The sequence below is a fragment of the Ruegeria sp. BF12 genome (assembly GCF_056538705.1).
The window spans coordinates 387,614-401,937 of the sequence record NZ_JBQFTP010000001.1 but is presented as its reverse complement, the minus strand read 5'-3'; the positions used below and the strand labels follow the sequence as shown (position 1 = coordinate 401,937).

The following is a 14,324-nucleotide window of genomic DNA, read 5'->3' as shown; positions in this document are numbered from 1 at the left end:
GACTTCGTTCACTCAAGATTAATTTGACGAATATTTTCGTTGATGACAATTTACCGACAGGCATAGTGCTTGGTGCTTTGACCGAACCCTAAACAAAGGAATAACTGATGAAAATGCGTGCAGCAGCAGCGTTGACCGCAACTGTACTTATGGCGACTTCGGCATTTGCCGATGATCTTGAATTTCTGGTGGTAAATGACTCCAGTGCGGATCTGGTCGAGTTCAATGTCTCGCCCGCGTCGTCCAGTGATTGGGAAGGCAACCTGCTGCGCGGCGGCTACCTCGCCCCCGACTACGAAGCCGACGTTGTTATCGCGGACGGGTTGACCACATGCATCTACGACATTCGTGGCGCTTTCCACGATGGTTCTTTGGTCGAAGACTATGGCCTGGATCTGTGTGATCTGGGTGAATACGTGTTCACCGATTAATCCTGCGCAAAGAAAAATGGCGAACCCCGGGGTTCGCCATTTACGTTATTCAGCCGCCTTGAGGGGCGTTTTGGGCGGGTGATCGGGGCGATCATCTTTCCGGGTATCCGGGTCTGCCGCAGCGACGGCTTCATCATCCCACACGACTTCTGTAGCCTGGGCTTGCATAGCAGCACGGCCAACGGCCATGTCCTGAGCGACCTGGCTGGACCGACCGGCAGTGACACGTGCCAGAGCTTTGCCAGTCCAGATCGCATAGGTCGTTACCCAGACACGCAAGGCCAGGAACGATGGCGTCACGATCAGGGTCAGAACCGTCGCGATGCCCAAACCAAACACAACCGCAGTCGCCAGTTGCTTCCACCACAGCGCGGTCGGGCTGTCGATGGAATAGCCGCCGTTGATGAAGTCCAGCGACAAGCCGAACATCATCGGTGTCAGACCGGCCATCGTTGTCAGCGTGGTCAACAGAACCGGACGGATACGTGCCTCGGCCGTTCGGATGATCGCCTCGATCCGGGGCATATAGCGGCTGTATTCCTGATAGGTGTCGATCAGAACAATATTGTTGTTCACCACGATCCCCGCCAGAGCCACAATCCCGGTCCCGGTCATGATGATCGAGAAGGGCTGCTGCATGACCATCATCCCGATCAGAACACCGGTGGTCGACAGGACAACAGCCAGCAGAACCAGAACCGAGTTGTAGAACGAGTTGAACTGCGCCAGCAGGATGACGAACATCAGCCCAAGGGCGGCCAGAAACGCGCTGGACAAGAAGGCCTGGCTTTCGGCCTGTTCTTCCTGATCCCCGGTCCATTCCCAGCTGACGGTGTTGGCGAACGGGTTGGTGTTCAACCATTCGGTCAGAACCGCGATGCGTTCGTTCGCGTTGATCAGGCTGATCCGGGCGTCACCAGAGTCGATACCAGCACGCAAGGCGTCGACGTTCTCTGCTCCCGTCAGCGTAACCAGTTCAAAGGTTTTACCCGTTGGACCTGTAAAGGTTGCCCCGACAGGTTCGACCCCTTCGACGACCTCACGCACAACGGCCAGGCGCTGTTCGGTTCCGTCCGGATTGTCGGTCACAACCTTGCTCAGTCCCGGCTCAACATCGGCCTTCACATCGTAATAGCGCTGCTGGTTGATCCGGTTGATCTCGGCCAGCTTGGCCACCGGCTTACGCGTGACAAAGTTCGACAGTGGCACCAGACCATCGGGTGTGCGCACCTTGAGCGTATCGAGCGTGGACAGAACCCGATCCTCGTCGGGCAGGCGGACGCGGATTTCGATTTCCTCGTCCACACTTTCAGGGCGCATTTCGCCAAGCAACAGCCCGCGCGTGACCAGTTGAACCATCGCGCCTACGGTCGCCACATCCGCGCCGAAACGGCCAGCTTTGGCGACATCCACGTCGATCTGCCAGTCGATGCCGGGCAGGGGGAGCGAGTCTTCGATCTTGATCAAGCCCGGGGTCTCATCGAACACTTCCCGTGCGGCCACGGTGGCCGCGGTCAGGTCTTCCCAGCCATCCGCCCTGATGCGAAGGTGAACCGGTTTGGCCGAGGCCGGACCCTGTTCCAGCGGTTGGATATCAACGATGAAGCCCGGCAGGTTTGCCAGATCAGCAGTCAAATCGTCGAGAACCACGTTTCCATCATATTCCGGCGCAATGGTTTCGCGATCCAGCAGGCCGCCCAAAATCGGTTCGGACAGATTGGGCCGGTCCTCCCACGGGATGATCTCGAACTGGACACGACCCACTGTATCAGCCGGGGCCTCTGCACCGCCGGTGTTCTGATTCAACCCGCCTTCGCCAGCAAAGGCAAAGACGTTGACGACCGCAGGATGCGCGCTGATGATCTCTTCGGCGGCCAGAACCATCGCGTCCTTTTCCGTCAGCGAAAGGTTACCCCGTGCGCGGACATAGGCCGTGGCCTGTTCCGGCTCGGTTTCCACAAAGAACTCGACACCGCGATTGTTGTTACCAAAGGCGGTCATCACCGTGACAACAGCGAAACCGATCGCCACGATGGACACAATTGGCATGATTGGATTGCCGACCAAGAACTTCATCACATAACCAAAGTTGGTGTGTTCCCGGGCAGTGTGCACATGGTTATCAGGCGCGCGCTGAATTTTGGCCGCGCTCAGCGTGATCGATCCGCCAAAGGCCCCGAACATCAGCAACAGGGCACCAAGCACCACACCGCCAGCGGACGATCCGGGCATCAGGTAATCGGGATTTACCATCTGCATCGCGCCGAGGAACATCATATACAGAACCGGCGGGATCATAATGGCACGTACCCACCATGCGGTTCTCGCGCGCAACCAGTCAGAGATGCGGTCAAACACTCGGCTCACCCGCCCCGAGACCCCGCCTACAACCGGCAGATAGATCAGAGCCACAACCAGCGATGCCGACAGAACGAAGATCAGGGTGATCGGTAGCATCTTCATGAACTCGCCCGGAACGCCGGGCCAGAACAGCATGGGCAGGAAGGCACAAAGCGTTGTGGCGGTCGACGACACGATGGGCCAGAACATCCGCTGTGCTGCCTCAACATAGGCATGCATCGGGCCGACGCCTTCTTTGATGCGTTTGTCGGCATATTCCACGACAACGATGGCCCCATCGACCAGCATCCCCACGGCCAGGATCAGCCCGAACATCACCATGTTCGAGATTGTAACCCCGATCATCGCCAGAAAGGCGAAACACAGCAGGAATGAGGTTGGGATTGCAAAACCCACAAGCAGTGCCGCGCGGGTGCCGAGCGAGGCCAGAACAACGATCATAACCAGAGCGATCGCGGTCAAAACCGAGCCTTCGAGCTGTCTGACCATCGAATCGACAATGCGGCTTTGGTCATTCGAGGTGCCAAGCTGGATGGCAGCCTGCATCTCGGGCGGCCATTTCGCCTGTGCAGCGGCAATGGTCTCTTTCACCCCTTCGACCGTGTCGATCAGGTTAAAGCCCTTGCGCTTGACCACCTGCAACGCGACGGTCTGTTCACCGTTGAAACGGGCCGTGCCTTCGCGATCTTCAAAGGTATAGTTGACCTGCGCCAGCTCGCCCAGCGTGACAACCCGGTCACCGTTGACCTTGACTGGCAGGTCATACACGTCCTGCGAGGTTTTGAAGGACGACGGGATCTTGACCGAGAATGTACCTTGTTCAGTTTCGACCTCACCGGCCGCGATCAACTGGTTGTTGTTGCGGACGACGTCGATGAGTTCCGCCGCTGTGACGTTGTATGCCTCAAGTCGCAGAGGGTCGATAATCACCTCCAACAGCTCATCCCGATTGCCCGCGATCCCAGCTTCCAGAACGGAATCCATCGCTTCCAGATCGTCCTGCAAGTCTTTGGCGACGCGTGCCATTGTGCGTTCCGGGACAGCCCCTGTCAGGTTGACGATGACAATGGGGAATTCCGAGAAATTGACCTCGGTGATCGTGTACTGCTCGGCTCCGTCAGGAAACTTGCTCTGAGCTGTGTTCATCGCATCGCGCACATCGGCGATGGTGGCGGACTTGTCCCAGCCGAACTCGAACTCCATCAGAATACCCGCGTAGCCCTCGGCGGCGGTTGCGGTCATCTTGTCCAGCCCGTCGAGATCGGCCATCTCGGTTTCCATTGGCTTGACCAGAAGGCTTTCGCTGTCCTCAGCCGAAATGCCGGGGAACTGAACCGATACGAAAAGCATCGGGATATCGATATCCGGTTCGCCTTCTTTCGGCAGGCTGACATAAGCAAACCCGCCGATCACCAGCGAGATGGCGATGAAGGCCAGAACCATTCTGGCCCGGTCGGCGGCCCAACTGACTATTCCGGTCATTTTGCAGCTTCCCGATATGTGGGCTTAACCGTAACACCGCGAGTCACGAATTCCTGCCCGACGACGATGATATCCACTGTTTCCGGCAGGCCGCCGACCCAGACACCTTCTGCAGTGTCACGCAGCAAGACGATGGGTTGGAAATCGACCACGTTGCCCTGGCCGACCGTACGGACACCGACCTGACCTTCGTTGTTCAGGGTCAATGCAGATTGCGGCAAGAAGTGCGCCTTGGCACCATCCGCCGAGATGCGGATGTCGGCGGTTTGGCCATCCCGAATAGCAAGTTCCGGGTTCGGAACCGTGATCTCGACCTCAAAAGTACGGGTCGTTTCATCCGCCGAACGGCTAAGGAAGGTCACACGACCGGCGACCTGCAGGCCGGTTACAAGCTGCGCCGACGCCTCAGAGCCGACGAGGATACGGTTAACCTCGGTTTCCGGGACAAACCCGACCAGTTTGATGGGGTCCAGCTGAATGACCGTCGCACACAGCGAACCGGGCTGCATCAGGCTGCCAAGTTCGGCGGTGTCGCTCTCCAGCAGGCCCTTGAAGGGGGCTTCGATCGTCTGCCGGTCGATCTCGCGTTTAGCGGCTTCGACTTCGGCTGTTGCGGCTTCGATTCCCGCGCGCGTGGCCTCAAGCCCGGCTTCGGCGGTCTTGATCCCTGCTTCAGCCGTCCGCATGGCGGCTTCGCTCGAGATTCTGCGGGTTTCAGAACCAAACCCGGTTTCGGACAGCTTGTTGGCGGCGGTCAGGTTGATCTGAGCCTCGGCAACCAAGGCGTGGGCTTCCTCCAGACGGGCCTCGGCCTCGGGGATACGACTTTCGGCTTCGAGTTTACCTGCCATTGCCTCGGCCAGGCTGGCGGGGCGGGTGCCCGGGTCCAGTTCGCACAGCAGGTCGCCCGCTTCGACAAAAGTACCCTTGCGCTTGGGTTCCGAGATGACGGTCGACGTGGTTTCGGCCAGAACTTCAACCTGGCGATTTGCCTTCGTCTGACCACGCAACAGCACGGCGCTGTCAATTTCGCGCGCAGTTGACCTTACGGCAACTACGCCGATGGTCGCTTGATCCACGGCAGTTCCGTCGCCGGAATCGGTCCCGGCTTCGGGGCCAGCATCGGCTTCTGCTCGTCCGGCAAAGGCAAACAGAGTGTCACGTTCGAAAACCAACAAAAACAGAATAACAATCACCAAGGCGGCATTTGCCAATGAAATCAATCGCATGCAGGACTACTCCCAGAATTCTTGGCCAAGGTTATTTTGGCGCTCATGCTAGAAAGTGGGGACGATTATGTACCTTTTCCACGCTAAACTGAATAGTTCGGTTTATTTTTTTGCACAAGAGCGCTTACCCCCCTCGGGATTGTGCAAAATCGGGCTCTTGGCTTGGCGATGGTGCCGGGGTATGACATGGCGCCATACACCAAGGATGCAGCCCCGGAGGGCAGGGATGAGCGACGTCGACAGTTTTATTGATGAGGTGACCGAAGAGGTGCGCCGAGACCGCCTGTTCCTATTGCTGCGCAGGTGGGGCTGGATCGGTGTGGTTGCGGTTGTTCTGATCGTGGGCGGCGCTGCTTTCAATGAGATCCGCAAGTCACGCGCAACCAGCCAGGCGCAGGATCTGGGCGACTCTATTCTGGCCGCGCTGGCGCAGAATCAGTCGGAAGAGCGAGCGACAAGCCTCGCCGCTGTTGAGGTCCAGTCACCGGGTGGAGACGCGATTCTCAACATGCTTTTGTCGGCATCTCAGGTCGAGGCTGGTTCGGAACAGGATGCGGTCAGCAGCCTGAACACCATTGCATCCCAGGGTGATCTTCCGGAAATCTATCGTGCGATCGCAACCTTCAAGGCGCTGTTGCTGCAAACCGAGACATTGCCCGCAGCCGATCGCCGCCTCCAGTTCGAGGCGCTCGCCGCACCGGGTGCTCCGCTGCGTCTTCTGGCCGAAGAACAGCTGGCTCTGATTGATGTGTCCGAGGGCAATGTCGACGCAGCCATCGCGCGGTTGGAAACGCTGCGTCAGGACGCGGAAGTCGGGGTGGATTTACAGCAGCGCGCGGCCCAGCTGATTGTTGCGTTGGGCGGTGAACCGAAACCTCTGGTCGCCCAACAGGGCTGATCCGGTGGCGGAACGAAAAATCACAGGCGAGTTCGGAAGATCATGGTAGCAAGTCTATTTTCTCGTATTGGATTGCCGGTGGCAGCCCTTTCCCTGACCATGGTCGCCGCCTGTCAGGAACCCGAAGTCATTCTGCCCGGTCCGCGTGAAGATATCCGGCCGGCGTCCGATACCGAAACGGTGGTGACCCGCGGTTCCAAGCCGATCAGCCTGCCGTCGCAAAAAGCCAATGCCAGCTGGCCACAAAGTGCGGGCACAGCTGCGTTCCGTACAACAAATGCCCAGTTGCGCGCCACACCGCAGAGGGTCTGGTCTACATCGATCGGTCAGGGGGACTCGCGCAAGCAGCGGATCACCGCAGAGCCGGTTGTCGCAGGGGGGCTGATCTACACGCTGGATGCGGGCGCGACAGTATCCGCGTTGTCGCCGCAGGGTCAGGTCGTGTGGAGCACCAACCTAATTCCGCCGAATGATGGCGATTCCGACGCCACCGGTGGCGGTTTGGCCTATGACAACGGCGTGCTGTACATTTCGTCCGGATATGGCCGTTTGACGGCACTGGATGCGAGGTCCGGTAACGTCCGCTGGCAGAAACGATTGAACGCGACAGGCAGCGGGGCACCTCTTGTCAGCAACGGGATTCTGTATCTTGTTGCCGGTGATGAAACCGGGTGGGCCGTCAATACCAAGGATGGGCGGATCGCCTGGCAGGTTCAGGGCACACCCAGCGTTGGTAACGTTCTGGGCGCACCGGCGCCGGTGATCGCTTCGGACTTTGCCGTCTTTGCCTTTGGCTCGGGCGACATCGCGGCCGCTTTCCGTCGGGGGGGTATTCGCCGCTGGAACGCATCCGTTGCAGGTGGGCGCCGTGGCAGAGCGGCCGCGCAGATTGTTGATGTCACCGGTGGGCCAATGGTCGTGGGCGACACGATCTATATCGGCAACCATTCCGGACGGACCGTTGCTTTTGACGCCAATTCCGGGGATCGGATCTGGACCGCAGACGAGGGCGCCGTCGATACGGTCTGGCCTGCTGGCAACAGCATTTTCCTGATCAGCGACCGCAGCCAGTTGGTCCGGCTCGACGCGGCCACCGGAGCGATTGTCTGGGCGCAGGACCTACCGGGCTTTGTCAAGGACAAGCCGGGTCGCCGTGGCCCGATCTACGCGCATTATGGTCCGATCCTCGCAGGCGGTCGCATCGTTATCGCCTCGAATGACGGCTACCTGCGCTTCTTCAACCCTGTCGATGGAACGCTGGTGAACCGCGTTGAAGTGCCGGGCGGCGCCACAACAGCGCCGGTTGTGGCGGGGCAGACACTGTACGTCGTGTCCACCAAAGGTGATTTGCACGCTTTCCGTTGACAGCAAGATGCGCTAAAGGGCGCGTCTGAGTCTTGAAAGTTGAGTATCATGTCGCTGACCCTCGCCATCGTGGGGCGCCCGAATGTGGGCAAATCCACCCTGTTCAATCGCCTTGTGGGCAAACGTCTGGCTCTGGTCGACGACCAGCCCGGCGTGACGCGCGACCTGCGCGAAGGCGAAGGGCGTCTGGGTGATCTTCGCTTTACCGTGATCGACACTGCTGGTCTTGAAGACGCAACCGATGACAGCCTTCAGGGCCGGATGCGCCGCCTGACCGAGCGCGCTGTGGATATGGCCGATGTCTGCCTGTTCATGATTGATGCTCGGGTCGGCATCACCCCAACCGACGAAATGTTCGCCGAAATTCTGCGCAAACGCTCCAAACACGTGATCCTGGCTGCCAACAAGGCCGAAGGCAGCGCGGCAGATGCGGGTGTACTCGAGGCTTATAACCTGGGTCTTGGCGAGCCGATTCGCCTGTCGGGTGAGCATGGTGAGGGCATGACCGACCTTTACACTCAGCTGATGCCTTTGGCTGATGCTGCCGAGGAAAAGGCCGTTGAGGATGCACCGGAAACCGATATCGAGTTAGACGAGGATGGAGAGGGCGAAACGCCTCTGATCACAGCGGCCAAGCCACTACAGGTCGCGGTCGTGGGCCGTCCGAACGCCGGAAAGTCCACGCTGATCAACAAGATTATCGGTGAGGATCGCTTGCTGACTGGTCCCGAAGCCGGAATTACCCGCGATGCAATCAGTTTGCGTATCGACTGGGCGGACCCTGACGGGGAAAGCACGCCCATGCGTATCTTTGATACGGCGGGTATGCGCAAAAAGGCCAAGGTTCAGGAGAAGCTTGAGAAGCTTTCGGTTTCGGACGGCCTGCGTGCGGTAAAGTTTGCCGAGGTTGTGGTTGTTCTTCTGGACGCCGCAATTCCCTTTGAGCAACAGGACCTACGCATCGCAGATCTGGCCGAGCGAGAAGGCCGCGCCGTCGTTGTCGCCATTAACAAGTGGGACATCGAAGAGGACAAGCAGGAAAAGCTGCGGGACCTGAAAGAGTCGTTCGAGCGTTTGCTGCCTCAACTGCGTGGCGCGCCGCTTGTTACGGTTTCGGCAAAAACGGGCAGGGGGCTGGAGCGTTTGCGCGCCGCCATCCTCCGTGCCCATGACGTTTGGAACCGTCGCGTTCCAACGGCCGCTCTGAACCGCTGGCTGACCGCCATGCTGGAACAGCACCCACCACCAGCGCCGCAGGGCCGCCGGATTAAACTGCGCTATATGACTCAGGCCAAAACCCGCCCGCCTGGGTTCGTGGTCATGTGTTCGCACCCAGACAAAATGCCGGCCAGCTATACCCGTTATCTGGTCAATGGTCTGCGTGAAGACTTTGACATGCCGGGCACTCCGATCCGCCTGACTTTGCGCGGACAGGGCGACAAGAACCCCTATAAGGGACGCCGCAAAAAGAACGCGGGCGCTCTGGCCAAACATCTCAAGGGTCGCGCGTAACTGCGCCAATTTTCAGCATTTTCGGCTGAGGGGCGTGACAGTCCCGATTCCCCGCGCTAGCATTCGTTTGCGTGCATCTGTTCATGCGCGCGCTTTTTCACGCGGAATTTCCGCACCAATTTTTGAAACACCATTGGACCTGACCATCGTGGGGAGCGGCTGGATGGATCTGAGGGAATACACAAGGCAATACGCGGTTCAGGACAATAGATTGGCCGCCTTGAGCTACTTTGGAACTTTCGCGGTGTATTTTGCATCGCTCGCGCTGGCGATTGTCTACGTAGATCGTTGGTACATCATGATCCCGGCGGGAGTCGTCTTTGCCTTTTCGGCGGTGCGCCTCTATGTGTTGCAGCACGATTGCGGGCATCATTCGTTGTTCGAAATCCGCGCGCAAAATGAATGGGCCGGGCACGGGCTGTCACCATTTACCTTTGCGCCTTTCGAGGTGATGAAGCAAAACCACAACCTGCATCACGCGGGCATCGGCAATCTCGAGCATCGCGAGACCGGCGAAATCCACACAATGACTCTGCGGGAATGGAACGAGGCCGATTGGAAGACGCGCCTGTTCTACCGCCTTTATCGTAATCCGTTCATCCTGGTTCCCATTGGCGCGTTGTTCACCTACTTCATCCGCTACCGCTGGCCGAAGAATACCGTTCGGTTCGGTATGACCGGTGTGCTGTTGCACAACTTGTCGATAGTTGTGTTCCTTGGACTTCTTTATTTGATCGCTGGTATGACAGGTATTCTCGTCTGGCTGGTTTTCTCATTGCTGGGTGGAATGTTGGGCGTTTTCCTTGTCTACCTGCAGCATAATTTCGAGGATACGTATTGGGACCGGCGTCCGGACCTTGACCCCAAGCTGGCGGCTTTGCAGGGGTCGTCGGCGCTGGATTTCGGGTGGTGGTTCGACAACGCGGTGGCCTGCATTACGCTGCACGATATCCATCACTTCAACGCGCGGATACCGTCGTACCGGTTACGGGCATGCCACTATAACTTGCCGCCCGAATACACTCCGCGTCGGATCAAGTTCCCTGAAGCCGTCGCCGCTTTGAATCTTAAACTCTGGGACGAAGATGCAAAGCGCCTTGTTCCATTTCCCGGAAAAGATCGATCTGGCGATCTGGCCCACAGTAACTGATATTAGCAACATGCTTGCCCGGCCGTTGGCTTGCAGGTCTGTATATCCAGTGTATATACGACAACGAAGGGCGAAATAGAAAGGACAGATAATGACCGCAGTGACCGATATTAAAGGTGTAGGTGAAGCGCTTGGAAAGTCTTTGGCTGCCAACGGTTTCAAGACCGCCGAAGCCATTGCCAAGGCAACCCCCGCTGATCTGGTCAAAGTTCCCCGAATTGGTGAAGCCCGCGCGGCTGTGCTGATTGCCGCCGCAAAAGAAGCCATTGCCGCGAAGCCTGCGGCTGCACAGCGTGCCGCGGCAAAACCAGCCGCGGCAAAACCAGTTGCCGCTAAACCTGCTGCTACCAGACGTACCACGACTAAACCTGCAGCGCGCCGCGCTCCGGCCAGAAAACCCGCGACGCGCCGACCGGCGGCCCGCAAGACAGTTGCGACCGCCGCTGCTGAGAAGCGGGCGGAAGAGGCAGCGCGTAAGGCGGCAGAGGAAAAGGCAGCGGCCGAGTTGGCAGAGGCGAAAGCCAGGAAGAAGGCAAAGGCCAAAGCGAAAGCTGAAAAAGCCGCCAAAAAGCTGCAAGAGATGGAGGCTGTGTTTTCCAAGGCCAAGGATAAGGTAAAAGCCAAGGCCAAGAAGGACAAAAAGTCCAAGAAGGACGACAAAAAGAAAGCTGACAAAAAGGCCGACAAGAAAAAAGCCGACAAAAAGAAAGACAAAAAGACAGATAAGAAGAAGGATAAGAAAAAGGCGAAGAAGTAACCTTCTTCACCTTACTGCCTTATGAACCCGGCGCCGATATTCGGCGCCGTTTTTTTATGCTAGTGCGCCGTCCAGCTGCAGCGTCATCTTGCCGCCCAGATAAGGGGCCAGAACCTCGGGCAGGGTGACGGTGCCGTCTGCGTTCTGGCCGTTTTCCAGAACGGCGATCAGGCAGCGTCCAACGGCCAGACCGGAACCGTTCAGGGTGTGAACGTATTCGGGCTTGCCACCACCTTCGGGACGGAACCGTGCGTTCATACGGCGCGCCTGGAAGTCACCGCAGGTCGAGACCGAGCTGATCTCGCGATACGTATCCTGACCCGGTAGCCACGCTTCGATGTCGTAGGTCCGGCGCGCGCCAAAGCCCATGTCGCCGGTGCACAGGATCACGGTGCGATAGGGGATGCCCAGCTTTTCCAGAATACCCTCGGCGCAACGCAGCATGCGCTTTTGTTCGTCATCCGATTTGTCCGGATGTGTGACCGAGACCATCTCGACCTTTTCGAACTGGTGCTGACGCAGCATGCCCCGGGTGTCCTTGCCGGCGCTGCCGGCTTCCGAACGGAAGCAGAGCGAATGCGCGGTATAGCGGCGGGGCAGGTAGCTTTCCTCGATCATCGTGTCGTTGACGATGTTGGTCAGCGAGACCTCCGACGTCGGGATCAGCCACCAGCCTTCGCGGGTCTGATAGCTGTCTTCGCCGAATTTCGGCAGTTGGCCGGTGCCCTGCATCATTTCAGACAGAACCAGAACCGGGCCGTTCACCTCGGTCAGTTCGTTCTCGTTGATATGCGTGTCCAGCATGAATTGTGCGAGCGCACGGTGAATGCGGGCAACGCCGCCGGACAGCAGCACGAAACGCGAGCCGGAAAGTTTTGCCGCCGTCTCGAAATCCATCCCGCTCTGAACGGCTTCGATTTCGAAATGCTCTTTCGGCGCAAAATCCAACGCACGTGGAGTGCCCCAGCGGTTGACCTCGACATTGTCGTCTTCGTCAGCGCCTTCGGGCACGTCCTCGGCCGGCAGGTTCGCGATGCGGATCAACTGATCGGTCAGCAGCGCATCCAAATCCTTGGCCTCGGTCTGCATCTGGGCTATCTCGGCCTTCTTTTCCGAGACCAGAGCGCGCAGACGCTGGAACTCTTCCTCGTCGCCGCGGGCCTTGGCAGCGCCAACTTCCTTGCTGGCCTTGTTCTGTTCGGCCTGCGCGGTTTCAGCCGCCAGAATCTTGGCCCGGCGGCTTTCGTCCAGCCTCAGCAAATCTGACGACACCGGCGCGTCCCCACGGCGCGCAAGAGCGGCGTCGAAGGCGGCTGGGTTTTCGCGAATGGCGCGGATGTCGTGCATGGTTCAGATCCTTAAATGCGTGAATCACTGAAACCGCTTATGCACCATCTGAAAGGCGGGTTGTAGCACCGCTTACGACTTATCCGTGTCCTCGTGTGTTTCGTGCGCCAGATGGCCATCCCAATGCTCGACCGGGATCTTGGGTTCGGGCGGATCGGCCATGTAAGAGGGCGTCATGATCTGCACGCCATTCTCATTGAACACCGCTACAATGTTGCGGTGCAGGTCCGACCGGATTTTCGGGATAATGCTGCCCCGAGTCGTGTAGCCGTTTATCTGGTAGTTGATCGCGTAATCTGCCAATGCCGTCCACAAAACAAAGGGTTCCGGTTTGGACTTGATGCCCTTGGTGCGATTGGCGGCCTCGATCAGCATCGCCTCAACTTTCTCGGGTGGCTCTTCGTATCCGATGCCGACCGTTGTGTGCAGCAACAGCCCACTGCCGTCCGTTTTTTTCGAGAAATTCACAACGTCCGAATTCATCAACTGGGCATTGGGGATCGAGATCAGCTCGTTCTTGATGGATTTCAGGTGCGTCTCCATCAGTTTGATCTGAACCACGTCTCCGATATGGTCGCCGATCTGAATGCGGTCCCCGATCGAGGTCGACCGGCGGTAGATCACGAACAGGCCGGCCAGCATGTTTGACACGACTGAATTGGCGCCAAGCGACAGCATCGCGCCCACGAGAATGGTCAAGCCTTGGAATGCAGCCGAGTCCGATCCAGGGATGTAGGGGACCGCGAAGACCAAGGCGATCAGGATCACGACAACTCGTGCAATGTTGAAGGTTGGGCTGACCCAGTGCTTCTCGAAATCGCCCATATCGAATGAGCCTGCTTCGACAGCGTCAAAAAACACCCGCACCCCCTTGATGATGTACATCGTTACCCAGGCGATCAAACCCAGCATGATCATGTTGGGGATGTAACTGATAACGCCTTTGAAGATCAGCAGCACAGGCTCTGTCAGGTAAGTCAGCAGAAGCTGGGCGAAATAGCGGGTTTCGGCGAAGGCCAGTAGAACAAACGAAAGGTAGTAGTAAAAACCCAGGAAGAAGATGATTAGCAGAACAAAACTCAGCCCGTACCGGACGAGCGCTGCAATCGCCTCGGCCTGAACGCTTTTGGCCGTCGCGGTTTCCACGTCTTTAAGATGACGCGAGACAAACTTCAGTGTCTTCCGTCGTATCCGACGGTGCAACCAGAGGATCGCAACTACAAACGCAACAAACCCCAAGGTCCATGCGGCGGCCTCGATCGCACCGGAAACGCGCGCCTGTTCGGTGCGGTTGGAGCGATAGGATTCAATGGATTGTTTGATCGCGTCCCCGTGTAAAACACTCAGAACGCTCAGCTCCATCTGTTCCAATTCGGCGTCAGCTTCGGTAACGATCGAGATTCTCTCACCATCAGCCAGTGTCCAGATACCAAACTCGGTTTCTTCGTATGTGATCTCGACCTTGGGCGTGTCCGAGGCTTCGGCGACTTCGACAATCTTGTTCTGAACAATCTCCGCTCGTTCGGGGGCGGGCAGGGCACTAGACCCACGGACCCGGAACAACACGTCCCCGTCCACTATAACCGGGGCGACGAAGGCATCCGATTCCGTACCCTCAGAAGCCGCCGGCTCGGCCGGTGTTTCCTGTGCCGACACAGCGTCTGAGAGCCAAAGGCTGGCAGCCAGTGCTGTCACAAAATAAGCCAGCAAAAGGAAGGGCTTGAATTGTTGTGTCATATGTCCCCCTTAGCCCAAACTATACCCAGTTTCGGTGACCTGCCTAGGACATATC

At 58.2% G+C, this 14,324-nt stretch carries 10 protein-coding genes; 6 read left to right on the top strand and 4 right to left on the bottom strand.

From position 1 onward, the window contains the following. Nucleotides 1-107 precede the first annotated feature (107 nt). Nucleotides 108-431 (top strand): hypothetical protein, encoded by a 324-nt coding sequence (locus tag ACR0J0_RS02025; protein WP_480660925.1) that lies wholly within the window; start codon nt 108-110, stop codon nt 429-431. 45 nt (nt 432-476) lie between these two features. Here ACR0J0_RS02025 and ACR0J0_RS02020 read toward each other — a convergent pair whose 3' ends face one another. Next, complete coding sequence (locus tag ACR0J0_RS02020; RefSeq protein WP_480660923.1) at nt 477-4,274, bottom strand: efflux RND transporter permease subunit; 3,798 nt, start codon at nt 4,272-4,274, stop codon at nt 477-479. Beyond that, a complete protein-coding gene (locus ACR0J0_RS02015; RefSeq protein ID WP_480660922.1) occupies nt 4,271-5,503 on the bottom strand; it encodes an efflux RND transporter periplasmic adaptor subunit in 1,233 nt (410 codons plus the stop codon). The genes ACR0J0_RS02020 and ACR0J0_RS02015 overlap by 4 nt, the downstream gene beginning before the upstream one ends. 226 nt (nt 5,504-5,729) lie before the next feature. Here ACR0J0_RS02015 and ACR0J0_RS02010 point away from each other — a divergent pair, with 226 nt between their 5' ends. From ACR0J0_RS02010 to ACR0J0_RS01990, 5 genes are all read left to right on the top strand, one after another. Beyond that, nucleotides 5,730-6,401 (top strand): hypothetical protein, encoded by a 672-nt coding sequence (locus ACR0J0_RS02010; protein ID WP_480660920.1) that lies wholly within the window; start codon nt 5,730-5,732, stop codon nt 6,399-6,401. A gap of 42 nt (nt 6,402-6,443) precedes the next feature. Continuing rightward, complete coding sequence (locus tag ACR0J0_RS02005; protein ID WP_480660918.1) at nt 6,444-7,766, top strand: outer membrane protein assembly factor BamB family protein; 1,323 nt, start codon at nt 6,444-6,446, stop codon at nt 7,764-7,766. A gap of 48 nt (nt 7,767-7,814) precedes the next feature. Then, entirely contained in the window at nt 7,815-9,278 is a 1,464-nt protein-coding gene (gene der, locus ACR0J0_RS02000; RefSeq protein ID WP_480660916.1) for a ribosome biogenesis GTPase Der, read from the top strand. A 163-nt stretch (nt 9,279-9,441) separates the two neighbouring features. After that, on the top strand, nt 9,442-10,428 hold the full coding sequence (locus tag ACR0J0_RS01995; RefSeq protein WP_480660914.1) for a fatty acid desaturase: 987 nt from the start codon (nt 9,442-9,444) through the stop codon (nt 10,426-10,428). A 91-nt stretch (nt 10,429-10,519) separates the two neighbouring features. Next, the gene (locus tag ACR0J0_RS01990) at nt 10,520-11,185 is read left to right on the top strand and encodes a helix-hairpin-helix domain-containing protein (protein WP_480660913.1); all 666 of its coding nucleotides are present in this window, start codon (nt 10,520-10,522) and stop codon (nt 11,183-11,185) included. A gap of 54 nt (nt 11,186-11,239) precedes the next feature. On the opposite strand, the gene serS is transcribed toward ACR0J0_RS01990, so the two are convergent. After that, nucleotides 11,240-12,532, bottom strand: a complete 1,293-nt coding sequence (gene serS, locus ACR0J0_RS01985) for a serine--tRNA ligase (protein ID WP_480660911.1) — start codon at nt 12,530-12,532, stop codon at nt 11,240-11,242. A gap of 72 nt (nt 12,533-12,604) precedes the next feature. Next, nucleotides 12,605-14,269: a mechanosensitive ion channel family protein gene (locus ACR0J0_RS01980; protein WP_480660909.1), complete on the bottom strand. Its 1,665-nt coding sequence runs from the start codon at nt 14,267-14,269 to the stop codon at nt 12,605-12,607. Between the last annotated feature and the right edge of the window lie 55 nt (nt 14,270-14,324).